The 23,541-nt window shown below is 59.4% G+C and carries 25 protein-coding genes and 1 pseudogene; 13 read left to right on the forward strand and 13 right to left on the reverse strand.

Annotated features, from left to right (window positions below):
- Positions 1-159: 159 nt before the first annotated feature.
- A complete protein-coding gene (locus E8F11_RS00635) occupies positions 160-825 on the forward strand; it encodes a hypothetical protein (RefSeq protein WP_280286871.1) in 666 nt (221 codons plus the stop codon).
- Positions 826-943: 118 nt separating this feature from the next.
- Here the strand turns inward: E8F11_RS00635 and E8F11_RS00640 are convergent, their stop codons facing one another.
- Positions 944-1,960, reverse strand: coding sequence for a 1-aminocyclopropane-1-carboxylate deaminase (locus tag E8F11_RS00640; protein WP_280286872.1), 1,017 nt, complete (start codon positions 1,958-1,960; stop codon positions 944-946).
- A 931-nt stretch (positions 1,961-2,891) separates the two neighbouring features.
- Entirely contained in the window at positions 2,892-3,389 is a 498-nt protein-coding gene (locus E8F11_RS00645) for a hypothetical protein (RefSeq protein WP_280286903.1), read from the reverse strand.
- Positions 3,390-3,602: 213 nt separating this feature from the next.
- Between E8F11_RS00645 and E8F11_RS00650 the strand changes: the two genes are divergently transcribed.
- A complete protein-coding gene (locus E8F11_RS00650; protein ID WP_280286874.1) occupies positions 3,603-4,163 on the forward strand; it encodes a nucleotidyltransferase family protein in 561 nt (186 codons plus the stop codon).
- A 229-nt stretch (positions 4,164-4,392) separates the two neighbouring features.
- Here E8F11_RS00650 and E8F11_RS00655 read toward each other — a convergent pair whose 3' ends face one another.
- Positions 4,393-5,076, reverse strand: coding sequence for a type 1 glutamine amidotransferase domain-containing protein (locus E8F11_RS00655; protein ID WP_280286875.1), 684 nt, complete (start codon positions 5,074-5,076; stop codon positions 4,393-4,395).
- Between the two features lie 544 nt (positions 5,077-5,620).
- On the opposite strand from E8F11_RS00655, the gene E8F11_RS00660 reads away from it, so the two are divergent.
- A complete protein-coding gene (locus E8F11_RS00660; RefSeq protein WP_280286876.1) occupies positions 5,621-6,628 on the forward strand; it encodes an acetoacetate decarboxylase (ADC) in 1,008 nt (335 codons plus the stop codon).
- A 145-nt stretch (positions 6,629-6,773) separates the two neighbouring features.
- On the opposite strand, the gene E8F11_RS00665 is transcribed toward E8F11_RS00660, so the two are convergent.
- Positions 6,774-7,226 carry a MerR family transcriptional regulator gene (locus E8F11_RS00665; protein ID WP_280286877.1) on the reverse strand — a complete coding sequence of 151 codons (453 nt, stop codon included), beginning with the start codon at positions 7,224-7,226 and terminating at the stop codon, positions 6,774-6,776.
- Positions 7,227-7,461: 235 nt separating this feature from the next.
- Here E8F11_RS00665 and E8F11_RS00670 point away from each other — a divergent pair, with 235 nt between their 5' ends.
- The gene (locus E8F11_RS00670) at positions 7,462-8,292 is read left to right on the forward strand and encodes an alpha/beta hydrolase (protein WP_280286878.1); all 831 of its coding nucleotides are present in this window, start codon (positions 7,462-7,464) and stop codon (positions 8,290-8,292) included.
- 279 nt (positions 8,293-8,571) lie between these two features.
- On the opposite strand, the pseudogene E8F11_RS00675 reads toward E8F11_RS00670, so the two are convergent.
- From E8F11_RS00675 to E8F11_RS00685, 3 genes and pseudogenes are all read right to left on the reverse strand, one after another.
- Positions 8,572-8,667 (reverse strand): annotated as a pseudogene (locus E8F11_RS00675) (carboxymuconolactone decarboxylase family protein); the annotation flags it as partial.
- Positions 8,652-8,864: a PLP-dependent transferase gene (locus E8F11_RS00680; protein ID WP_280286879.1), complete on the reverse strand. Its 213-nt coding sequence runs from the start codon at positions 8,862-8,864 to the stop codon at positions 8,652-8,654. The gene E8F11_RS00680 and the pseudogene E8F11_RS00675, both read right to left, overlap by 16 nt.
- A 25-nt stretch (positions 8,865-8,889) precedes the next feature.
- On the reverse strand, positions 8,890-10,278 hold the full coding sequence (locus tag E8F11_RS00685) for an amino acid permease (RefSeq protein WP_280286880.1): 1,389 nt from the start codon (positions 10,276-10,278) through the stop codon (positions 8,890-8,892).
- 255 nt (positions 10,279-10,533) lie between these two features.
- On the opposite strand from E8F11_RS00685, the gene E8F11_RS00690 reads away from it, so the two are divergent.
- The 5 genes from E8F11_RS00690 (at position 10,534) to E8F11_RS00710 (ending at position 13,696) form a co-directional block, all read left to right on the forward strand.
- Positions 10,534-10,992, forward strand: coding sequence for an Lrp/AsnC family transcriptional regulator (locus E8F11_RS00690; protein ID WP_280286881.1), 459 nt, complete (start codon positions 10,534-10,536; stop codon positions 10,990-10,992).
- A gap of 138 nt (positions 10,993-11,130) precedes the next feature.
- Positions 11,131-11,433, forward strand: a complete 303-nt coding sequence (locus tag E8F11_RS00695) for a hypothetical protein (RefSeq protein ID WP_280286882.1) — start codon at positions 11,131-11,133, stop codon at positions 11,431-11,433.
- Between the two features lie 172 nt (positions 11,434-11,605).
- Positions 11,606-12,487: an NmrA family NAD(P)-binding protein gene (locus E8F11_RS00700; RefSeq protein ID WP_280286883.1), complete on the forward strand. Its 882-nt coding sequence runs from the start codon at positions 11,606-11,608 to the stop codon at positions 12,485-12,487.
- 52 nt (positions 12,488-12,539) lie between these two features.
- Positions 12,540-13,001 carry a MarR family transcriptional regulator gene (locus E8F11_RS00705; RefSeq protein ID WP_280286884.1) on the forward strand — a complete coding sequence of 154 codons (462 nt, stop codon included), beginning with the start codon at positions 12,540-12,542 and terminating at the stop codon, positions 12,999-13,001.
- A gap of 71 nt (positions 13,002-13,072) precedes the next feature.
- Positions 13,073-13,696: a glutathione S-transferase family protein gene (locus E8F11_RS00710; protein WP_280286885.1), complete on the forward strand. Its 624-nt coding sequence runs from the start codon at positions 13,073-13,075 to the stop codon at positions 13,694-13,696.
- Between the two features lie 80 nt (positions 13,697-13,776).
- On the opposite strand, the gene E8F11_RS00715 is transcribed toward E8F11_RS00710, so the two are convergent.
- Positions 13,777-14,346: a carboxymuconolactone decarboxylase family protein gene (locus E8F11_RS00715; protein ID WP_280286886.1), complete on the reverse strand. Its 570-nt coding sequence runs from the start codon at positions 14,344-14,346 to the stop codon at positions 13,777-13,779.
- A gap of 73 nt (positions 14,347-14,419) precedes the next feature.
- Here E8F11_RS00715 and E8F11_RS00720 point away from each other — a divergent pair, with 73 nt between their 5' ends.
- The gene (locus E8F11_RS00720; protein WP_280286887.1) at positions 14,420-14,755 is read left to right on the forward strand and encodes a helix-turn-helix domain-containing protein; all 336 of its coding nucleotides are present in this window, start codon (positions 14,420-14,422) and stop codon (positions 14,753-14,755) included.
- 162 nt (positions 14,756-14,917) lie between these two features.
- Here E8F11_RS00720 and E8F11_RS00725 read toward each other — a convergent pair whose 3' ends face one another.
- Positions 14,918-15,286, reverse strand: a complete 369-nt coding sequence (locus E8F11_RS00725; RefSeq protein WP_280286888.1) for a hypothetical protein — start codon at positions 15,284-15,286, stop codon at positions 14,918-14,920.
- Between the two features lie 576 nt (positions 15,287-15,862).
- Here E8F11_RS00725 and E8F11_RS00730 point away from each other — a divergent pair.
- Positions 15,863-16,150 carry a hypothetical protein gene (locus E8F11_RS00730; RefSeq protein ID WP_280286889.1) on the forward strand — a complete coding sequence of 96 codons (288 nt, stop codon included), beginning with the start codon at positions 15,863-15,865 and terminating at the stop codon, positions 16,148-16,150.
- Entirely contained in the window at positions 16,147-16,695 is a 549-nt protein-coding gene (locus E8F11_RS00735) for a LasR-specific antiactivator QslA (protein WP_280286890.1), read from the forward strand. Before E8F11_RS00730 ends, E8F11_RS00735 begins: the two co-directional genes overlap by 4 nt.
- A gap of 255 nt (positions 16,696-16,950) precedes the next feature.
- Here the strand turns inward: E8F11_RS00735 and E8F11_RS00740 are convergent, their stop codons facing one another.
- Positions 16,951-18,084: a hypothetical protein gene (locus E8F11_RS00740; RefSeq protein ID WP_280286891.1), complete on the reverse strand. Its 1,134-nt coding sequence runs from the start codon at positions 18,082-18,084 to the stop codon at positions 16,951-16,953.
- Positions 18,085-19,083: 999 nt separating this feature from the next.
- Between E8F11_RS00740 and E8F11_RS00745 the strand changes: the two genes are divergently transcribed.
- Positions 19,084-19,740, forward strand: a complete 657-nt coding sequence (locus E8F11_RS00745) for a hypothetical protein (protein ID WP_280286892.1) — start codon at positions 19,084-19,086, stop codon at positions 19,738-19,740.
- Between the two features lie 229 nt (positions 19,741-19,969).
- On the opposite strand, the gene E8F11_RS00750 is transcribed toward E8F11_RS00745, so the two are convergent.
- The 3 genes from E8F11_RS00750 to E8F11_RS00760 form a co-directional block, all read right to left on the reverse strand.
- Positions 19,970-20,866 (reverse strand): DUF2950 domain-containing protein, encoded by an 897-nt coding sequence (locus tag E8F11_RS00750; protein WP_280286893.1) that lies wholly within the window; start codon positions 20,864-20,866, stop codon positions 19,970-19,972.
- A 12-nt stretch (positions 20,867-20,878) separates the two neighbouring features.
- The gene (locus tag E8F11_RS00755; protein ID WP_280286894.1) at positions 20,879-22,363 is read right to left on the reverse strand and encodes a DUF3300 domain-containing protein; all 1,485 of its coding nucleotides are present in this window, start codon (positions 22,361-22,363) and stop codon (positions 20,879-20,881) included.
- A 150-nt stretch (positions 22,364-22,513) separates the two neighbouring features.
- Positions 22,514-23,479, reverse strand: a complete 966-nt coding sequence (locus tag E8F11_RS00760) for an AraC family transcriptional regulator ligand-binding domain-containing protein (RefSeq protein ID WP_280286895.1) — start codon at positions 23,477-23,479, stop codon at positions 22,514-22,516.
- Positions 23,480-23,541: the final 62 nt, after the last annotated feature.

Genomic DNA, 23,541 nt, shown 5'->3' on the forward strand with positions numbered 1-23,541 from the left:
TCGTAAATCCCCCGTCCAACGTACAACGCCAGGTACTGGCCACTTGGCATTACCCCGGCTAGTCTCGTACCCAGACATAGGGCTTTTCATACAACCCGCACGGACTCAGGCAGAAGGATTGCCATGGCCGACAGAGACGACTGAAATGCCGGAGTTCCCATGGGTAAATTCTGTTCTGCCAGTTTCGTGCTCTTGCTTGTTTTATGCGGAACTAAAGTAGCTTGCGCTGAACCAACATTCTCCTTCGAATCAGTCGGAACGCTCGATGACATGTCGTCGCTGATCAGGTCGCAAGCCCCGCTTGGATCTTCTCGCGAAAATGTCCGGCACATATTTGTAGAAGAAGGGAGCGCAACACTAAAGGTCAAGGAAGGCGATTCCAGTATCGAGAAATACATCTACGATATTGATTTATGCCATTACTACATTTGGCGCTGGAACATATCGGTCGATTTCGATGCCAGTGACCAATTGCTCCAAGCATACGTGAACGGAAACATTGTCTTCCCGAACGGCAACCCAAAGAAATTCGTTCCGAAGGTTGCGGAAGAAGGAGAAAAGGCATCGATATATCGGAAGCAACGCCCCAGGCCAGAAGCTTACAAGGGCGAGAGATCGCTGGGATTCCTGCTCTTTGATCGCGACAGCGATCCGAGTACCACCGATGATCAAGCACTCATTGGTGCCGGTCCTAGCCGAGCCGACCCAATGAACCTGGGCAAAATAGTTATTTATGAAGACGTAGAACCCTGGCGCTCTATTTTCGACTTCGATTCCGCTGACCACATAGTGCCTTATCAAGGTAATTGCAACACAGCGATTTAGGATGGTTATCCCCATCGCGGAAGACCGCTCAACCTGGATGGCCAAAACAAATGGGGGACAGACCACGATTTCACTCTTTCGGTAGAGTTAACCGTGGTCTGTCCCCTATTACCCTCGCTCAGCCATTGCGGAACAAGAAGCTGTATGCATTCAGCGCAGGCACCCCGCCCAGGTGCGCGTATAGCACCCTGGAACCTTCGGGGAACTCGCCCTGGCGGACCATTTCGATCATTGCATGCATGGATTTGCCCTCGTAGACCGGGTCCGTCAGCACACCCTCGAGGCGCCCGCAGAGTCGGATGGCTTCCAGCGTACCCTCGTTGGGCAGGCCGTATTCCGGGTAGGCAAAGCGGGTATCGAGAACCACGTCCTCTTCCGTGATCTCGCGGCCCAGCTCGACCAGTTCGGCAGTGCTGCGGGCGATGCGCAGAATCTGCGCCCTGGTCTTCTCTGGCGTGGCCGAGCCGTCGACGCCGATGACGCGCTGCGAGCGGCCGTCTGCGGCGAAGCCGACCACCATGCCGGCCTGGGTGCTGCCGGTAACCGAGCAGACCACTATGTAGTCGAACGTGAAGCCCAGTTCCGCTTCCTGCTGCCGCACTTCCTCGGCAAAGCCGACGTACCCCAGGCCGCCGTAGGGATGCTCCGAACAACCCGCCGGAATCGGAAACGGTTTACCGCCTTGCTCGGCCACATCGGCCATGGCCTTCTCCCAGCTGGGCCGGATGCCTATGTCAAAGCCCGCCGCATCCAGCCGCACCTCAGCGCCCATGATGCGCGACATCTCGATGTTGCCAACCCGGTCGTACACAGCATCCGAATAGTTCACCCAGTTCTCCTGTACCAGCACGCACTTCATGCCCAAGTGGGCGGCGACGGCGGCTACCTGGCGGGTATGGTTCGACTGGATACCGCCGATGGAAACCAGGGTGTCGCACCCCTGGTCGATGGCTTCAGGGACCAGGTATTCGAGCTTGCGCGTCTTGTTCCCGCCAAAGGCCAGGCCACTGTTGCAGTCGTCGCGCTTGGCATACAACTCCACCTTCCCGCCCAAGTGAGCACTGAGGCGTTTCAACGGCATTATGGGAGAAGGACCGAACGTCAGCGGATAGCGCTTAAAGCGACTCAGGTTCATGGCTGTTCTCCTCGTTATTGGGATATCCAAGCGCCAAAATCGAAATGGGAAGACTGTTTCCAACCTTTTTCAGGGTGCTTCGATAAATTTAATGATAAGTAGAATCCGAAAGATGTGTGTTGCAGGCTTTCGTCATTAGGCGAACTACTGTTATTTCCAAAAGAAAAGGGGACAGATTTGAATGGCACTTAATTGGCCTTTCTGGGATGACCGCTCCTCTGGATTTCTGTGCAACTTGCGCCGGCCCAGGTCCAGCGGCTGGACGACAGGGACCTGCTGAAAGTCGAGGCCACCTCGCGCGTATGAGGATGGCGACTCCGGTGGAGATGAACGCCGGAACCGCCTCCTGTGCTGCCGGTAAATCGACCCGGTTCCGGCAACGAGCCTGAGCCGCAGGGGCCGCCCCCCCTTCCCCGCACCACTCGCCCCGCATTACCCCGACCAAAGACCAACCCCGGATACCGGCCACTTAGCATTAGCCCGGTTATTCTCCTGGCCATATGTAGGGCTTTTCATACAAAGCTCCCTCCATATGGATTCAGGCAAAAAAAGTGTTGCCATGGCCAACAGGGACGACTGGAACGCCAACCGCTGGAACGATGCCCCGGAGCCCATCCGTAAACGCACCCTGCGCCCCGGTTCCCGCCACTTCGCGCCCCCTCCTCCTTGCTCAATATCGCCGGCGTCTTCTTTGTTACCCGCACTTTTCCTTATTTGCAGATCTGGATTAGTTCGCTCATCCGCAGAAATTGGATAAGTGTCGTGAATAAAAATATTTCCTATATATGCCCCCCTTTGCCAACGACAGCCTGGACCCAAAGGTGCCGGTCGCATCGGGCAGAAACCGGCCAAGAGCAGCCATAGGGCAGCCCCAGCGCAATGACTACGCTCGGCCGAATGGACTTGCCACCGGTAGCCGCTCGGTGCGCGGCTAAACTCGGGCGCTTGAGGTGCCGCGAGCGTACTTCTTCTGCAGGATCATCGACGCTTCGTTGTAGGCAGTCTGGAAGGCATCGCCGCCGACCCAACTCACTGCCGTGTCTTCGTCTTCATCGTGGAAGATCCCGCGATAGGCGATCAGTAGGCCCATCATGAAGTCGATGGCAGCGTCTTCCGCTTCCTCAGCAACCACCAGCTCCAACACCGGGTACTGCAGGAACACCAGGCACATCGCTAGTAGGCTGATGCCTTCGCTGACTTTCATCGCCTGGAACAAATCGTCGAAGTGCGCCGGATCGAAACCGTTCTCTTCAATGTCTTTGAAGTCGAAGGTGCTCAGGTCGATTTCGACATCATCGAATGGCTCGTTGACCAGCGGATTGGCCAGAAGCGGATGTACGACATTGGCCTTGGCTTTGCCCGAACGGTTCTGCTTGGCCTTGGCTTTGGCCCGCTGGGCGCGTTTTTGCTGTTTATCAGAGGAGGCCATGGAGGCGAGTTCCTTGTTCGATGCAGCCATGTTCATGGCCTAGGGTAATCGGGCACAAAGTGTATTCAGTCTTGGCCAGGTTCGTCGGCCAAAGGGGCAGATTTTTCGTGCTCTAAACATTTGCTTTCGGCCAGAAGCGGACTTCAAAGCGCTCCCCGTGCACGACTCAGGTAAGCTCCCTTCCACGCAGAGCAACCACCATGGAGGGTAACGATGCATTCGTTAAGCAACGAGCAAGTGCTGACAATTGCCCAGGAAAATCCCTTCAACCGCTCGTTACTCACACTCTTGCCGACGCTGGACATTCCACACTGCATGCTGACAGCGGGTTGTCTGTTCCAGACTGTCTGGAACCATCGCTCCGGAAAACCCGCTGATTGGGGAATCAAGGATTACGACATCGCGTACTTCGATGAGAACCTGTCATGGGAAGCTGAGGATCGAGTCATCAATCGGGTTCGCCAAGCCTGCGCCCATCTCGACGTCAACGTGGAGATACGGAATCAGGCACGTGTTCACCTCTGGTATGAATCGAAATTCGGCGCCGCCTATCCGCAATTGAGAGCAGTGACAGATGGCATAGACCGCTATCTGATCAAGTCGACCTGCCTCGGAGTGGATGTCTACACAGGAAAGCTATACAGCACACACGGTCTGGATGATCTGCAAAACAACCTTCTCAGCCTGAACGAGTTGAATCCGCAGCCTGACCTGTTCAGAGCAAAGGCTGCTAGCTATCGGGAACGTTGGCCCTGGCTAACCATAGCCAGCTAAGCGTCCGCTTTAGGTCGACTTCTGCCCATCGCTTCGGGCAGAGATCGGCCAGAAGCGGACCCTGCCGAGGCCTGTGATAGTTCAGACGGCAGACCAAGGGGCAAACAGGAAGGGCGGATGTAGCCCCTCAATGCAGGCCGGTTGGCGAAGACTGTACTTTGCAGGTCGTCAGTGCTGTCCGGACTGCGAGGGTTCACGGGAAAACACGCCTGACTGCCTTGAAGAACCATCACAGAAGTGCTGCAACCTGCTCAGCTGTCGCTCTGGCTGACTGCGGATTCTGACCGGTCACCAACCGGGCATCGACAACGACCTTGGTTGTGAACGGTATCAGGGCTTTCTCGTACAACGCTCCTCGCCGTTTCATCTCTTTCTCAGCGTTGTAAGGCACCTTCTTCGCGACACCAGCCAACACTTCCTCTACCCAGGAATAGCCAGTGACGCGGCGGCCGGCGACCAGCAGCGTACCGTCCGACAGCTTCGTGTTCAGCAGTCCGCAGTAGCCATGACAGACGGAAGCGACGATCCCTCCACGCTCGTAGATCTCTCGAGTGAGCCGTTGCAGGACGGCGTCATCGGGAAAGTCCCACATGACAGCATGACCGCCAGTGAAGTAGATCGCATTGAAGTCCCCAGGATCGACCTCGTCGGGCCTGGCCGTGGTCGACAACAATGCCAGGCGCGCCTTGTCGGCTAACCAGGCTTTTGCGGTGCTATCAGCATGCGGCCATTTAAGGGAGCGGGGCTCCAGCGGAGAGACTCCTCCCTTTGGACTCACGAGGTGTTGCTCGTACCCTTTCGCGGCAAACACGTGGTAGGCGTGGGTCAGTTCCGCCAACCACAAGCCAGTGGGCTCGGAAGGATCTGCATAGTGAGCGACGTTGCTTACGACGTGAAGTATGCGCTTGGTCATGTTGAGATCACCTAACCGTCGGCCTCGCAGATGCCGAAGATGTGTCGCTGTCAGGAAACTTGCTTTCGGCCGCGCCACATTAGCCAGAGGCGACCATAACCTTAAAGTTAAAATTAAGGTCAAGCCCGAACCTTCTGCCCACTGCTGATCCCTTTCCCCGCACGAGCCCATCCCACGGTACGTCACGGCATCTTGATGGCGTGGCTATCGATCACCGCAGCGGCAGTCAGGTGATGTGCTGCTCCGCGTGCAGTTGCCTGCCCGCATCGTTCTGCTGGGGGCGCCTCTGCCTCCCGCCGACAGGCACGAATCCGCTAGGCAGTGGAGGCCAAGGGTCTTGCACAGAAAAGCTTGACCTTAAAGTTAAGTTGAAAGTTAGGGTGCTGTTGGCGGGCAAACAGGGCATGCCCAGGCAGATGGAAATTGGCTCAAGACTGGGTCAAGGAACATGAAAGGACAGCTTCGACCGAATTCCAATCTGACAAAGCGGATTTCCCTGAACGCAAAACATTGGCAATAACCCACTTGGCGGAGACTTCAGCAAATGAAAGGCGGCAGTTTTGCAGTAATAGCGGGAATACTCATGAATACCGTTTCGGCGTTCGCATGGGCAGAAAATTCAGCCGAAGTCAAAGAGACTGGGAGTACCATAATCAATATTGCCGGCCATGAAGTTCCTGTGGCCGCAGGTGGTCTGTATGACCGTTTCCGCTCCAATCCTCCTCTTGCCACGATAGAATCCGAAGCCCCTGGCGTTGACCTGAGTTGGTTCAAGGGACTCAAGAAGGCAAGGGTCGACATGGGGTTTGAATCCTACTCGCCAAACTTCTACTACAAGAACAATAGAATTACCGCGGTCTTCACGGCGGACATAGATAAGCTGAGAGAGCTGATGCCTGCTGAAGTTCTGGATAAAGTCCAACCCCTTCAGGTCTGGCCGGGCAGAGGTCTGGTCGCCTTTACCGCTTACTCTTATGAGTACTGCGACAATGACAGGTATAACGAAATTGCCCTGTCCATCGTCACGAACAAGCCTGGATCGTCAAACCTGGGTCCCATCTCCCTGATTGGTCAGTCGACGTCTAAGGATTTCTGGGGGTACGTACTGAAACTCCCGGTAAATACCGAGCTTGCAAGGGTAAGGGGCGTGGTCGGATATAACCTGCCGAAGTGGTTGACTGGTATCAATCGCCGGGACAATGACAAGTCCGTAATCTTCGAGATTGTCGATAACGAAACAGGCAAGGTTGACGTTGTCTTTGAAGGAGAGAAACTGAGTGATCCTTCAAATGAAATTGAACTGGTGACAAATAGCTTTGCAAATATCGGTCATAGCGGAGAGTTGACCTACGGCTATGCGGTATCACGTCAACTGAGTCACGCCTCCAGCACGAGTGCAGAATCGGTCAACCTCACGTTGAATGAAGGCAGCCTTTCCACGTTCATGAAGTCCCTGAAATTGGGGAAAATGATGAAGTATGAGTACGTGCCACAGTTCCAAAGCGCGCTCTATGCTCCCGAACCCCTGAAATCCATCTTGGACAACGAGTAGTTGTTTCCGGGAAAGGTAAAACACCGGCACGCAATACAAACTTGCGCCAATTTCGGCTTCTGGATTCTCCGGGTAGGTCGATGAGGCTACTTCGTTCAAGTCGGGCCTTCATGGCCTGACTTGCTTTATTCGGAAGAGTTTTGCCTCAACCTTCCCGAGCTGGATGTAGCCGACTGGACCCAGAAACCACATTCGTTTCTTCGCGGAGGCGGTTCAGTACCCGCTGCGTGTTTTCCACGCATGGCATGCCTTCCGGCTTGTTCTCGATGCTTTCGATAGCGACGAGCAGCTGCGCCTTGTTCTGCTCCAGGCGCTTCTGCATGACCTCGATCTCGGCCACCTTGCGCTTGAGACTGTCCTGTAGCTCCCCGTGCTGCCAAGTGTTCTGGCCGACCGGCAGTAGGTGGCGGATCTCTTCCAGCGAGAAGCCTGCGGCCTGGGCCCCGGCAATGATCTCCAAAATCCAGACCGCCTCGGGGCCGTAGTCGCGATAGCCGTTTGCCTTGCGCTCAACCGAACTGATCAATCCACTGGACTCGTAAAAGCGGATGCGGGAGGCCGCCAGGCCGCTGAGCTTCGCCAGTTCACCAATTTTCATGCAGCACCTCGGAAGAAGCATTGACCTTAAAGCTTACTTTAATCCTAGAGTGCAATAGCGGCTAACCGACTCAACGGCTCACTGCAAGCATTCACAAGCAAAGCCAGGCGTGTATATCCGGCCGCATTTCCAGGCATCGCCCGTCGAGAAAGGTGCGGGACTCTCGCCATGAACGGTAGCTATTGGCGAACACATCGCCAGTTGCCGACCTCCACATCACACAGGAGAAGCGAACATGGGATACGTCACAACGAAGGATGGAGTAGAAATCTTCTACAAAGACTGGGGGCCGCGCGACGCCCAGGTGATCTACTTCCATCACGGCTGGCCGCTCAGTTCGGACGACTGGGATGCGCAGATGCTTTTCTTCCTGGCCCATGGCTTTCGCGTAGTCGCCCATGATCGCCGCGGCCATGGACGATCCAGCCAGATCTGGGATGGCCACGACATGGATCATTACGCCGATGACGTGGCAGCGGTCGTCAACCACCTCGGAGTGCAGGGAGCCATCCATGCAGGGCACTCCACGGGCGGTGGTGAGGTCGTCCACTACATCGCACGGCATCGTGAAGACCCTGTTCCCAAGGCGGTCATCATCAGTGCGGTTCCGCCGCTGATGGTGAAGACCGCGAGCAACCCTGGCGGTCTCCCCAAAGATATATTCGACGATCTGCAAGCCCAGCTCGCGGCCAACCGCGCGCAGTTTTATCACGATATTCCGGCGGGTCCCTTCTACGGCTACAACCGCCCTGGAGCGAAGCCGTCGGAGGGTATCATCCGGAACTGGTGGCGGCAGGGCATGATGGGCAGCGCCAAGGCTCACTACGACGGCATCGTCGCCTTCTCCCAGACCGACTTCACCGAAGACCTTAAAAGCATCACGATCCCCGTTCTGGTGATGCATGGCGACGACGACCAGATCGTTCCCTATGAGAACTCTGGCGTGCTGTCGGCGAAGCTGCTCAAGAACAGCACACTCAAGATCTACCCGGGGTTCTCGCACGGAATGCCCACAATCAACGCCGATACGATCAACGCCGACCTGCTTGCCTTCGTGCGAAGCTGAGTTTCGTGGGAGCCAGGGAGTTCTCCTCTGGCTCCCGCTTTTCACGTCGGAGAATCAAACGGGAGCCGGTCGAAACGAGCGGTCAGAGCATTCAGCAACCTGGCGCACCTTTTCTGGCAACTGGCGGTTGTGGCCAGCAGGGCAAGGAGGGGCTACGCAACGGCAGCTATGGGTCGACTTCTGCCGGTCACGACCGGCAGAGATCGGCCATAAGTGGACCTTCGGGGCCGGCAATTTTCGATAGCAATGTACCGGGCGCCTGATGGCGCCCGGTTCACATCAGCCCCTATCAAACTCCGACACGGCATCGAGGACACGTGTGGAATAGACAAGTGCGGCCCCTGCATTCAGCGAGATGGCTACACCGAGCGCTTCAGTGCTTCTTTGGAGGGGGTGTTCCAGCGCCCGTGCTGATAGCGCTGGCTTCCGGCTCTCATCGTTTCCACGTCAGGAAACACCACAGTGGATCCGCGGTAGATCGGCGGACTCACGAAGCCGTGGTGATCTTCTGGGTGGGGGCCCGCGTGGGCCAGAATCGTGTCGGATCCCAGGTTCTTGAAATCAGTCTTCATAGCCATGTTCCGATATCTGCGGAGGTCAGTTCAGCAAGGAGCGCTTGCGGGCGTAAGCGAAGTAGACCGCCAAGCCAATAAGCAGCCAGGCACCGAAGGCGATCCAGGTGGCGGCCTGGAGGAAGGTCATCAGCGTGAGGCAGAAGCCGATGGCCAGCAGCGGCACGACGGGGACGGCCGGGCAACGGAAGGCGCGCGGGAGGTCCGGGCGGCTCTTGCGCAGCACCATGACCGCGACGGCGATCAGGCAGAAGGCGGCCAGGGTACCGATGTTGATCAGCTCGGCGAGGACGTTCAGGGGAACGAGGGCGGCCACCAGGCCGAAGACGATGCCGACCATCCAGGTGGCGAAGAACGGCGTACCGAAGCCGGGGTGAACGCTGGACAGGCGCTGGGGCAGAAGACCATCGCGAGACATGGCGAAGATGATGCGGGTCTGACCGTAGGCCATCACCAGGATCACGGTGGTCATGCCGAGGATGGCGCCCAGGTCGATGAAGCCGGCGAACCAGTTTTCGTTGGCACGTTGAAGCGCCAGGGATACCGGGTGGTCCACGCCGAGGAATTCGCGGTAGGGAACGATGCCCGTCATGATCATGGACACCGCGACGTAGAGAATGGCGCAGACCGCCAGCGAACCGATGATGCCGATGGGCAGGTCCCGATCCGGCCGTTTGACTTCTTCGGCCGTCGACGACACGGCATCGAATCCGATGAAGGCGAAGAACACCAGGGCCGCTGCGCTGAAGACGCCGCTGTAGCCGTAAGGTGCGAACGGCTGCCAGTTGGCCGGCTGCACATGGTTGGCGCCCACCACGATGAACAGCAGGACCACGGCAATCTTGATCGCCACCATCAGGTTGTTGACCCGCGCCGATTCGCGAATGCCGAACGACAGCATGGCGGTCAGGCCGATCATGATCAGCAGTGCGGGCAGGTTGATCCAGGTCTCGACGCCGGGGACCGAACCCGGGGCCGCCGTGAGTTCAACGGGCAGGGAAATTCCGAAGCCGCTCAGCAGTGACTGGAAGTACCCGGACCAGCCGACGGATACCGCCGAACTGGCCAGGCCATATTCGAGCATCAGATCCCAGCCGATGATCCAGGCGACCAGTTCGCCCAGGGTGGCGTAGCTGTAGGTGTAGATGGAGCCGGCAACGGGAACCGAAGAAGCGAATTCGGCGTAGCAGAGCGCGGCGAAGGCGCAGGCCATGGCTGCGATAACGAAGGAAATGGTCAGGGCGGGACCAGCGGTCAGTGCTCCGGTTCCTGTCAGCACGAAGATCCCTGTACCGACGATTGCACCGATGCCGATCAACACGAGATCGAAGGGGCCAAGGACCTTCTTCAATCCGCCAGGTGCCTGGCTGCTCATGATCATTGCGTCGAGGTTTTTGGTTCTGAATAGGCTCACAGCTGCCTCCGGGGCTACTTGTTTTTGTTGGGCTGCAGGCGGCCTGTCTCCGTGCCGAAGACGTGGGGTAAAGGCGACATCAGCACTGTGGAGAAAGCTCGGGCCGTGATTGAATGTTATTTTTTTGATCAAGAAATGTTCTTTCCTTTTGTTTTGTTTTTTCTCGATTTTGGTTAATAAAATTATCCAATCGCCACAAAGGACAGCTTCTGACACGGCTGAGGCGGACCATGACCAATTACGGGAGAGCAAGGCATGACAGAACTGGACAGCGTCGATCGCGCGATCCTGGAGATACTTCAGATCAACGGCCGGCTGACGAACGCGGAGGTGGCATCCAGGATCAACCTGTCTCCACCAGCCTGCTGGAAGCGGCTGAAACGCCTGGAAGAAGAAGTCATCGTCGGTTATCACGCCACCTTGAACCAGGAGGCCTTGGGGCTTGGCCTTTTTGCCTTCATCAGCATCACGCTGGATTCTCACTCAGAGGATGCGATGCACAAGTTCGAAGAGGGCATCCTGAAGCTGCCGAACGTAGTGGCCTGCCACACCGTCTCGGGACGTTACGATTACCTGTTGCAGGTAGTGGTGAAGGACATGGCCGCCTTCCATGAGCTCGCCATGCATCGCATTCGGACATTGGGCAACGTCAAGGAGATGTATACCGGCTTCTCACTCAAGGAGATCAAGCGCTCGACCTGCCTGCCCATTTAGCTTCGCTGCAAGCGGCTGCCGGCCAAAGGTAGCCGTCCTTGAAGGGCACCTTCTGGCCGGTTTCTGCCGGTTCCCTCCGGCAGCTATGGGGCGGTTTCTGCCGGTCGCGGCAGGCTCCAACCGGCCAGAAGCGGCCATATGGCAAGGGGGCACACGCTCAGAAGAGCCGAGTGGCGGCACGATCAACGCAGTGCCAGTGGCAAAACCGATTACCTCGCTGCGCTATTGCATGACTTGGGGCTCACCAACGAGTTCTCCGCCGACCAACGCTTTGAAGTCGATAGCGCTGAGGCGGCCAGCCGATTCCCGCTATCGAACGGTTACTCGGAATCGAAAGCGGGGCTTGTCTGGGATGCGATCTCTCGTCATTCCAGCGCTGGCATCGCAGACCGCAAGCAACCAGAAATCGACCTGATCGACAACGCTCCATTCGATAGCTGAGAGGCAGCGCTGCGTTGTTTTGCAGCTACCAGATTCTTCAACCCGCCGAGCGGTCGTTGGAGTCCGTTGACAATGGGAGCATATGCTCTTACGGTAAATCACATAGGAGTATATGCTCCTATTTTGATTCATATGAGAGCATATGCTCCAATTAATTGAGAGGAACACGATCATGGGCGAAGCAGAAATTCTTGTAAGCGGTGCAACCGGGCGTACTGGTGGGGCCGCCATCGATGAGCTGCTCAAGATGGGCAGGCGCGTGCGAGCTTACGTGCGCTCGGACGACGAGAGGGCTGCGGCTCTGCGCGAGCGTGGGGTTGAAACTGCTATAGGCGACTTCACCGATGTCGATGACATCCGTGCGGCGATGGAAGGAATCCGCTCGGCCTATTTCCTTTATCCGTTAGCACCGGGAATCATCGACGGTGCGGCCTATTTTTCCCAGGCAGCGAAGGAGGCCGGCGTACAGGCAATCGTGAACATGTCGCAGATCTCCGCGCGGCGCGAGTCCAAGAGTCATTTGGCACAGGATCACTGGATCTCCGAGCGCGTTTTCGACTGGTCGGGCGTACCGACAACGCATCTCCGCCCTACATTCTTCGCGGACTGGCTCGTATACCCTCACTTCGCGAAGGAGATCTGGGCGAAGAAAAAAATCGAGTTCCCCTTCGAGAATGGTCGTCACGCGCCAATCGCTACCGACGACCAAGGTCGGGTGATCGCCCACATCCTGGCCAACCCTGCGGGGCACGAGGGCAAGATTTACAGCCTTCATGGCCCGGTCGAGATGAACCATACCGAGATCGCTGCTGCCATGAGCGAGGTGCTTGGTGTGGAAATCCAGTACGCGCCAACATCGATCGAGGAGTTCAAGCTTAAGATGGAGCAGCAGTACAAGTTTCCGCCGTCCTTGGTGCAACACCTGGTCGAAGTCGCTCAGAACTACCGAGAGGGAGTCTTCGCGGGTGTGAATGACGTAGTGGAGAAGGTCACCGGCACGCCCGCGTTGTCCGTGCAGGCATTCATCGAAAAATACCGCGACGTCTATGCGTGACCAGTACGCCCGGGGCTTGAGTAATCATCAGTGGTAGAGAGGAAATATAGAGATGCTGCCGGGTAACCAACCGCTAGGGATCGACCAATGCAATTGTTCCGCAATAAGGAAGGCGAGCCGGCAGATCTCTCGCTTCTACGATGCGCACCTTGAGCCATCGGGGCTCCGAATAACCCAGTTCCTTACCTTGGCAGCTCTCAACGAATTGGGGAGTGCTGCAATCAATACCCTTGCTGAGCGGCTCGATATCGAGCGGACGGCGATGGGAAAAATGGCCGGCTTTTTGGAGCGCGGCGGATTGATCTCGATCAGTCCCTCGCCATCTGACGGTAGAAGTCGCCTTGTAGCACTAACCGAGGAAGGTCGGAGCTTGTTCAAAAGGGCTGCTCCTCTCTGGGAAGAGGCTCAACGACAGTTTGAGCAATTGAACGGCACTGAAAAAGTAACCGCGCTGCGGCGGGACCTGGCTTGTGTGATAGTCGGCGATATAGCGAGCGGTTTATCTGATGACTGAGCGACTTCGCCACTTTCCTCGGCAATCCAACTGCAACCACAGGCTGAGCCAGAAAGGAGCAAAAATACTTCATGAACTCCATCTTGGAATTGCACGGTGCGCCCACGGGCAATTGCATCCGGGCAGCAATCGCCCTTGAAGAGGCGGGGCTGGCGTACACCGTCCGACTTGTGGATCTATCAAAAGGCCAGCATCAAGGGGCGGATCATTTGTCCCTGAATTCGGCTGGAAAGGTCCCGGTATTGGTCGAACGAAAGGGCGATGAGTCTCTCTTTGTGCTCACTCAGTCGAACGCAATCATCTTCTACGCTGCCGAAAAGGCTCCAGAACGGCTCTTGCCCACTGCCGCTGGCCCCAGAGCTACTGTGTACGAGCGCTTCTTCTTCTTTTTGACTGACGTAATCGCACCTAGCCAGTCTGCGTTCTTCCTTCGCGGCCAAGGTCTTTCCGATGGCTCCGCGCTTCTGGTCAAGCGCATGCTTTCGACAATTGAGATGGCTGAGCAGTTCGTCAGTGCTGATGCTTACATGGGAGGGAGCTGTTTCTCGATCGCGGATATCGCGGCTTACAGCATCATGTCGTCAGTGGAGACAGACATCTCGTGGGATCGCTTGCCCAACCTTCGCCGCTGGTACGAGAGGGTCGCCGTTCGACCAGCCGTGGTCAGAGGATTTCAGGCATTCAGCCTGCGGTGAACTGACCACATTTGCGTCCAGAAGCGGCCGTTCAGGCCTCTGGCCGATGCTCGATTGCGGATCAATGACGTCGGCCAGCCTCAACAGTCGGTCACGACTTCACTTCGGTACTCACTGAATCTCGCAGCCTTTTGCTCAAGGGGCAGATCGAGGCCATTGGCGACGTACGCTAGCGTACGGTAGAACCCAGCGAGCATGAGCACCTCCAGAATCTGATTGTCATCGAAGTGCTTCTTGATGCTCGAGAACTCCTCGTCACTTAGCGTCGCTCGATCATGAAGCGCATCGACAGTAGCAAGGAGAGCGGCCTCTTCCTCCGTCCACTGATCTGGACGAAGGGGAACATCCAAAGTGGCCGCGACGTCTTCTCTGGTCAGCCCGGCGGCCTGAGCGAAGGCCATTACGTGGACACCCCACTCGTACTCGCATCCAGTGCGGGCACAAGCTCTGTCGATGACGAGCTCCCTTTGACGTAGCGTCAGCAAATTTCCATCCAACAGCGACCCACCTCTGAACTTGCGCCACGCACGATCGCTACTTGCCATCGTCGTGAATAGCACGAGAGGCGGAACACCCGCCCCCATGATCTTATCGAAAGCCGCCTGGATTTCTTCGGGGTAGGGTTTGCTGAGTGCCTGGATTCGGGCCATGGTGTACTCTCCGCTATTGAATGTGTAGCACCCATAATCGCTACACAATATGTAGCAGACAAGGCTGATAAACATGCGTGATAGCCAGGGTGTGGATTCGTCGATGCTCAAGGGGCGGCGCCCGATCATGGCGCTTCTCGATCTACTCGGCCAAAAATGGGCGTTGAGAATCCTTTGGGAGCTGCGGGATGGAGCCCTGAGTTCCAGGGCTCTGAGAAGTGCATCGGGAGATATCTCCCCGACGGTATTGCAAAGCAGAATCAATGAACTGCGCGAGGCGGGCATCCTGGAGTCAGGTGACAGCGGTTACTCACTCACGCCACTGGGTATCGAGCTATCGGAATCGTTCGCACCGCTCTATCGCTTTGCGGGCAAATGGGCAGACCATCTGGAACGGAAGTCTCGATAACCGCCCAGCAGACACGACGCTGCGAAGACGGCCGACAGTCATTGTCAGCAGAACGCGTCGATCCGATTACCAGCACGTCCCGTCAAGATACGTCCGTTTTGAAAGCAGACGCCCCCCATCCCCGGGGCTGACTCCAAGAGCCAGCCCCTTCCACCCTTCCCCTCAATAATCCCTAATCTCCGACCCCACAAATATCCCAAGCCTCGGATCGTAGAACTGAATCACGACGCGCGGGCTGCGGTAGTAGTGGCGGTAGTAGTACGGCTGCGGGCCGACGATGATGCCGCCGTAGTACCTGGGGGTGACGATGAAGTGCGGGCGGTGGCCGTAGAAGTGGTCGTGGCGGCGGAAGTGTCTGTGCTTGAAGCCGTGGTGGTGGTGTCTGTGGAAATGGCGGCCGCCGTGGTTGCCATTGTTCCAGGCGAGCAGGAGCGGGTCGCTGCTGCCGGTGGTGGGCATGGGTTGGCCGGCGAGGGCCTGGCCGCCTGCGGCGCAGGCGAGGAGGAGAATGAGTAGCTTGAGGATGCGCATGGCGAGCCCTCCTGCATGGTCCCCCCAGCTTTACCCCCGCATTTTCAGTATAGTTTTTGAGCAGTTTCAGCTGGGTTCCGAGGCTACCTTGCGTCGGCTGGCTGAGGTCGCGTCGACGCACGGTGAAGGCCTTTTCCTACGGCGTTTTCTGTACTCCTTTCAAACAGTCCTACAGAGAGATTTCCCACACCTCTTTAGCCTTGAGGGCCTACAAGCGCCCTCGATAGAGTCCGGCCCGGTCACGGTCAATTCCGTGACCCGGGCGTAGCAACCCGGACTCACACGAGCGCGGTAGCGCCACTGCCTTGAGCACCTGCGTTTTTCTGCTTGCTGCTTTCGAGCATCTATGGCGGACCGTGCGGGGAAGGCCTCGTGCCTTGCCGGATGGGGTTTCCCTCGTGTGACCGGTTTGCTACCCCCGCATGGCTCCGCCACCCATTTCGTGTAGCAACGAGCGGGTTGGCGGCATCCCCCAAGCACACGAGGGAGCAACGGACATGCGTTTCCCGCCTTTTACCCACGCGCGCCTCCGCGCCAGCTTCGGCCTCGCCGTCACCTCCGCCCCGGAGGTGCCCCATGCGTGACTTCAAAGCCTTCCCCTCCCCCGCCCAGCCCTACCACGATGTGATGTTCTTCAATGCGCGGGCCTGCCCCAGTCACCTGTTCGAAACCGCCCAGCAGCGCATGCATGCGGTACTGGACCTGTTGCAGATGATCGAGCAGAGCGAGAACGCGGACTTCGCGCAGCGGGAGGCCGCGTGCCTGTCCTTCGTGGTCCGCCTGTTGCTGGCCGATGCCCGCACGCTCTACGAGGCGGCCCACGACCGGGCGATGGAATCGCAAGGTCCGGGAGGCCTGGCATGAGGCGTACAGCGCGTTTTCCCAGGCTGTCGGACTTCCCCGAGCAGGTGCAGGAGGTGAATGCCAGTTCGCCGCCTGCGGCCTTTCGTGACCTGGGCAGATTTCGGCTGGTGCAGACCGTGGAGGTGATCAGCAACTTGAGCGCGGCGCTGACCCCCGAGAGCCGGGAAGATGCGAACGACTGGCTGGTGCAGGTGGAGCATCTGCTGGTGGATGCGTACCTGATGTTCGAGTTGGCGGCGCAGGCCGCGCAGGACGATGAGGAGCTGCTGAAAGCACTGCAGCGACCCGTCGGGAACTGCGTGCCGGCTACGGAGCATTGCCGCGCCCTGCCCTTGTACGGCTGGCGTTTGCAGCATCTGGAGGATGTGGCGGCGGGGATGGAAGCCGCGGAGTTGAGCCTGGCCAATGGGGCGGCGGCGTCGCCCTGGGCGGCCTTTGTCGAGGGGCGTAGCCGGTTGCGTGGCGAGCGGTCGCGGGACGCCTTCGAGATGGGGTTTCTGATACGGATGTATCAGCGGGTGGTAGAGGCTGGCGATCGTGGTTGAGTTCGTTCCCGTAGGGAGTTAGCGAGCTGGCGGGTGCCCCTGTGGGGCACTTGGCGAACGGATTCGCCCCTACAGGGGTGAGCCGCGGCGCGGGGAAGCGCGATCCCCGGCAAGGCATGAGCATGGTGGTTGGGTTTGTTGGGCTTCGCAGGCTCAGCCCAACCTACGGGGCTGCTTTACAGCCCTTCGCGAATGAATTCGCTTGTACAGGAAGTGGGTTGGCCGGTGGCAGATCGAAAGCAAGGGCTTCACGGATTATCGAGAAGCTCGTTGCCCTTTGTCCGTCTCCGAAAACTCGAGCCAACTCAGGATTCCTTTCCGGTAGCCCGTCGAATCCAGCATTTCCCCAGCGGCCACCCAGCCGTCATCGTGTTCCCGCTGCCACTGCTCACCCCAACTGTTCTTTATCCGCAGGGCGTCGTAACACTCGATTTCATCATCGGCACACATGCGTCGATAGCCGTAGATGACCACGGAGTGGCCATTCTCATCCCCCTTGAAGCAACTCTCGCCCTCTTCCTTGACGCAGACATTCTGAAGCAGCACAGGGTTGTTCGCCCTGATGGACTTCTTTATGGCCGCCATTACCGACGCATAGTTTCGCTGCTTCTCGGCCCTCGGGTAGAACTTGAAAACCATGGAGTCCTTGAACTCGAAATGGGCTCTGCCTTCGGTTTCACTGCAGGGCTCGGGGAAGATGGCTCGCTCCAGGAAGGCTCCGAACGAAGCCTCGCCAAGTGCCCGATACAGTTGCTCCGCGGTGGGCTGCGCGTTGCTCAGCTGGCTGAATTCCAGAATCGGATCGGCGTCGTCCAGAGGACAATCGGCACAAGGCGGAACGATACCCCGGTAGACCTCATAGAACTCTTTCAGGCGTTCGAGATTGTTCCGCTGCATGAGCAGTTGTTTCTGGGTAAGCGTCTGGTCGGTAGCGACCATGTCTTTGTACAGGGTCTCCGAGGGGAAGCAGGCTTCGCTGGCAACCGTGCCGATGAGGACAGTCGAAATATGCAAGGCCAACGCTCCTGAGCCGCCCTCATCGATTCTGCTGTAGGAAGACGGATAGTCCGGCTCGCCATCGGGCATGGAACCGAAACGGGTCATATCGAGGGTCGATGCCAGCTGGTCCGTTGGCGCGCTTGGGCAATCGATCCCCTGGGACCTGCATGCGTAAAAGTTGAAGATCATGGCCGCAGAATGCGCGAAGCAATTGCCGAAGCCTTGCTGGTTGGTGGTCCTGGGCATGTTTTCAATCTGTAGCTCACTGCCCTCAAGGACGTGGAAATGGTCCTCGAATACCAGGAACGGCCAAGGCGTAGCTTGTGCGAAGCCCGGCAGCAATATGCCGACAGCGCAAGCACAGAACGCATAGAGGAGCGCCTTCATCATCGCTGCTTCCCTTCCTCGGCTGACTGCCCGCTCAGGTGCATGCGCTGCCACAGCACTAATGGCACAACGCGACTACCCAACACTTTAGATGCCCCTGAACCGGTTCCCCAGGCGGGGATCTCCCTCTCGTCGGGCAGCGGTTACCAATCGGCAGCCAAGGGGGTTGGCTGACCAAGCGGAATCATTGGAAGGCTATCTGCACGGGCGCTGGGGATTTATGTGAGGGTGCCCCTGCGGGGCACTTCGCGAATGAATTCGCCCCCACAGGGGGAGTGTGCAGCCTGGGGACAGTGATGCCGGGGTCGGAGGCTGCCCCGGGCTACGGTTGTTGGCGTGTTGGGGTTTGTAGAGTCGGACCTGCGTGGCTCGCACCAGCCTACGGGGCTGCTTTGCAGCCCTTCGCGAATGAATTCGCTCCTGCAGGGGGGGGTGATTTCGTGAGGGATGGAGGCCGGATTCAGATGGATTTCGTGGTCTGGGTCACCAGGGAAAACCTCCATCGCCGCATGTATACCAGTGGCAAATCGGCCACTCAATGGCTGATTTGCCAGCTCGCGATACCCGAAATTTTCGGGGTGCGTGGAAGGGGGTGAGGCCTTCCGGAAACCACCGGTTTAGAGGCGATCCCACACATTTTGCAGGGCTGTTATAACCATCGACGGCAGTGCCACTGGTCGGGGTTTTGATCGTTTTTTGAGCAAAATCCACATGTTGCGATTATTATGGCCCGGCGATTCAGTCGTGCCCTGTCATTAACACCATCGATAGCGCGACTACCATTTTTGGAAAACCCGGAACGACTCCGCATGCACAAGTTCATGTGCACGGGCTTTCTCGTTTCGAAAAAAGGCCAATGGCAGATGTACGCCCTGCAACCCAGGTGTCGCATCTCTCGAACAGGGCCTTTCGTTCGCGGCTAATGGCGAACAGACAAACTCATAATTCCAATGCCGCTGTTGCATCAGTACAGCCGCTTAAATTGTTAGAAAGAGGTAAATCATGGAGCTTTTTCACGTTATCGCTTCCGTGCTTCAACAGCCCGTAACCATGGAGCTGACCCGGATGGGGGTTGTTTACGCCCACCTCATCGCCTGCTGCGTGGCCATCGGCCTGGTCCTGACCAGCGATATCGCCATGATCAAGCAACTGTTCCAGGGCACGGATTCGACCGCTGCCGACAAGGAACACCTGCACATGCTGAAGAAGACCGTGCTGCTCGCGCTGGCCGCACTCTGGGTGACCGGTATCGGCATCCTGGCGCTGGACTACTCGCAAAAGGGCGCGATGTACTTCCTCAACCCCAAGCTGCAGGCCAAGATCCTGGTCGTCGTACTCCTGACCATCAACGGTTGGGTGCTGCACAGCGTGGTAATGCCTGCGATGGACAAGGCCGGCAGCCTGCTCAAGCTTGATATCAATGCCCGCACCATCGCGCTGTTCTCGGGCGTCGTTTCCGGGGTGTCCTGGTTCTACGGTGCGATGCTGGGTATCGCCCGTCCGCTGAGCTGGAAGTACTCCCTGGGCGAAATCATGGTCGCCTACCCGGTGCTGATCTGCCTTGGTTTCGCCGCCATGACCCTGCTGGTCAAGTGGGCCGCCAACCGGGCTGAAGCCAAGGCTCCTGCCCGTCTGAATCCCGCGCTCGCCTCCTGGTAAGCGTGGGCGGGCAAGGAAGCCCGACCTTATCCAGAAAAGCCGCAGGGTGCCCATGGCCCCTGCGGCTTTTTCGTTGAGGCCGGGTTGATGGGTTTCGCTTCGCTCTACCACATCCTACGTGATCACTCGCGCAACTCTTGGCGTGCTCACAACTGACCGTAGGATGGCGTGGAGCGCAGCGATACCCATCGGCAGAGGTCGATAGGTATCGCGTAGCCCGTTTCCGCGATCACGAGTCGGGCGCGCCCTGGGTCTGGATTTCATCCCAGCTGCTGTCGGGATCGAAGGTCTTCATGGCTTTGGCGACCTTTTCGCTGTCGGGGCCGAGGTCCTTCTGAAAGATCTCGCCTTCGTGGCTGATCATGAAGCTCATCACGCCGCTGTCGCCGTACTGGGCAGGCCAGGCGACGAGGGCGAAGCCCCGGCTCATGGCCTTGCCCAGCATGTAGTCGTAGGCGCCACCGGGTGCTGAAGGGCCCTGGGCGGTGAGGATGCGGAAGTGGTAGCCGTGCCAGTCGTCGCCGCGCTTCTCGTCACCGAACAGCGGGCCCAAGGGGCTTTCCTCCAGGCCCTCCTCTTCCGGCCAATAGAGGCCGTCGAATTGCCCATCGCTGCTGATGAATTTCTGTGCGTACTCGAGCACGCCGTCGCCGTTGCGGTCGACTTCGGCGTAGTCCATCTGCGCGTCGTGGTAGGCCTCGGCGGCCCCGATGGCGGCCAGTTCGTTACGTCCGATCCGGCGCAGGCGGATTTCCTCGCCGGCCGCCCTGGCGTCGAAGCTCCAGCCATCCTTGCCCTGGACCAGGGGGATGGGCAGGGTCCAGGGGTCGTTGCCGACCACTATGTGCGCGCGCCCCTTGGGACCGGCCTGGATGCCGTGCTTGTCACGGTAATGGGAGAGGAAGGCGTCCACGTCCCCGCGCTCGATGCCCTTGATGGGGATGAAGTCCTTCCAGTCGGCGCCCAGCAGGGCGGCCAGGCGACCTTCGTCGGCCTTTTCCGTGCCCAGGGCGGCGACGAAGGCTTCGGCGGCGGCCTCCGGGGTGGGATAGGCCTGTTGCGCCCAGCACAGCGGGGTCAGTAGGGCCAGCAAGGCAAGGGCGAAGCTGCGGATAAGCACTGTCATGTCGAGTTCCTCTCAACGCCGGCGGCCGCCGCCGCCCCGTGACGGCGAGTGGGCGGGTCTTTGCACTTGTCGGCCAGCGGATGCCTTCTGGGGGCGCGCGGCGGATTGCCGACTGGCCTCGCCCCGGCTGGCGGACATCCGGGACTGTGACGGCTGGCGGGCGCCGGCGAAGGCGTTGTTGCGCGGCCCCTGCCGGGCAGCCGTTTGCTGCTGGCGGGCCTGCTGCCGCACTTGCTGGTTGTTCTGCGTGCGCGGGCGTTGCTGGGCGCTGGCCTGGGCACGCTGGCGCTGCTGGGTGGTGGCTTGGGCACGCTGGCGTGCCTGGGGCTCATTGCGCAGATCGCGGGTGGCGGCCTGGGCCCTCTCGCGGGCCTGCTGGTTGCTCGCGGCCGGGGCCTGGATGCCGCGCTGCTGCAGGCTCTGACTGGCACGCTGGCGCTCGGCGGTGCGCTGGGCATCATAGCCACGCAGGGCCTGGCGCTGTTCGCCGCCGGACATGCGCAGGCCGTTCTGCTGGCGGTTGCGGTTATCGCGGTAGGGCACGCCATCACGGTTGACCGGGTTGTGGACGAACTTGTTCTGGCTGCGGTCGATCTGCCGGTTGCTGTTGATGTTGTTGTACTTGTTGACGTCGATATCGACGTCGCCGCCGCCCCAGTCGCAGTCGCCCCAGAGGGAGTTGACGATGCCCACGCCGACGCCGAAGGCCAGGCCCGCTGCCAGGCCGGTGGCGATGGGGTAGCCGTAGCTGGGCGGCGGCGGGTAGTAAGGCGGCGGATAGGACGGGTAGGCCCAGGTGCCATAGACCACCGTGGGGTTGTAGCTGGGCACGTAGACCACCTGCGGGTCAGCGGGCTCGATAATGATGGTCTGGGTGCTGGCGGCCGGTTGCACTACGGTGGTGGTAGAGCTGGGCGGCGGCGCCTCTTGCACCGTGACCTTCTGCTGTTCGTTGGATTGCAGGTTGCCGGCGGCCTGGGCCTGGCGCCGCAGGCGCTGGACGGAGTCCATCACGTCGTTGGGCTGGGCGAGGAAGGCATCGCCCACGCGCTGCACCCAGGCCGGGTCCTGGCCGAGGGTGGCGAGCACCGCCGGGAAGGCCACGAGCGATTGCACGCTGGGGTCCCAGGGCTGGTTGGCCACCTGCTTCACGGCAGCGTCGCCACTGACATCCGGGTGCGCCTTGGACCAGGCCACGGCGTCGGCCACGTTGCCGGGATAGGTGGCGGCCATCAGCACCTGGGCCAGGAGGGAGTCCGGGTAGAGGGCCAGTGGCGCCATCATCTGGTCGAGCTCTTCGGGCTTGAACACGGCCTGGGTCGCCGGGGGCTGGGCGGTGGGCGCCGGAGCGGCTTCGGGCGCGGCGGAGACACCGGCGGTAGGGCCAGTGTCGTCTTCGGCAGCTGAGATGCCGGCATCCGTGGCGGCCATGGACGGGGCGCCGCTACAGGCCAGCAAAGCAAGCAAAAAGGCACTGAAACGGTTGCGGATGGGCATGGTGCTTCTCCCGCAGAAAGGTGGTTGTCCTGAACCAGGCAAAGGCGCGCGCCCTACCGCTGCCGTCTGGAAACGATAGTTCAGGAAGGCAGCGCCGGCAGGAAATGTCGTCGGCTTGGGAGGCTGGGTTGCGCGGGGCGACTAGCTTGTCTAAGGGGATTCGGCTTGCCAGCGCTTACGGGCGTGGAGGTAGGCGGCGAGATCACTGTAGCCGAGCTGGAAGGCGATTTCGGAGCGGGTTTCGCCCTGCAGTTCCAGTTGCTGTTCCAGTTCGGCGCGGACCTGGTCGAGCAGTTGGCGAAAGGTCAGCCCCTGCTCTTCAAGGCGGCGACGCAGGGTGCGGGGGCTCTGGTGCAGGGCCTCGGCCTGGCTTTCCAGGCTTGGCACCTGGCCGCGCGCCAGTTGCTGCCGGGCGCTGGCGGCCACCTTGCCGGCCCAGCCACTGAGCTGGTGATGGCGGGCCATGCGGCGATCCAACTCCTGGCAGAGCAGTTCGAGCATGCCGGCGTGCCGGCCCTGCATGGGCAGCCTGAGGGTATCGGCAGCGTAGTAGAGGCGATTGTGGCCGCAGCCGAACTCGACCCGCTCGCCGAACCATTGCCGGTACTCGGCGTGGTAGCTGGGCCGGGCGTGGGCGAACTGGGCCAGGGCGGGCAGTACGTGCTTGTTGGTACCCCGGCGCAGCTGGGTGATGGCCATCACGCTGTAGTGCTCCACCATGAACTGGCCGAGGCGTGGCGGAGCGTCGATGCTGATTTGCATCCCCAGGCCGCTGGCATCCTCGATCAGCTGCAGGTTGTCCATGTTGGAAGCCAGCCGTGAGTAACGCTGCCAGCAATGGATGGCGCCGGCCACGTCCGCGCAGTACAGGCAGGTGTGCGCCAGGACGTGCCAATCCTGCGGGGTGAACTGGGCGAAGAGGTGCAGGCCGATGGCCGGGTCCACCTCTGCGGCGGCCAGCCAGAGTTGCTCCAGCTCCACTGCGCTGTAGTCGGCCAGGCCATTGCGGCGATGGTTGTCCAGGTAACGCTCGAGCACTTGTCCGAGCGGGCCACGGTGGACGCGCTGGGTGGTGCGATTGGCCACTTCTCGGGTGTTTCTGTCCGTTTCGCGCATGGGGGGCGCACCGCTTCTGGTTTCTTATTGGTCGGGCAATGCCCATGTCGGGCCTGATCGAG

Origin of the sequence: Pseudomonas sp. BN417 (assembly GCF_029871205.1) — a bacterium.
Taxonomy (GTDB): Bacteria; Pseudomonadota; Gammaproteobacteria; order Pseudomonadales; family Pseudomonadaceae; genus Metapseudomonas.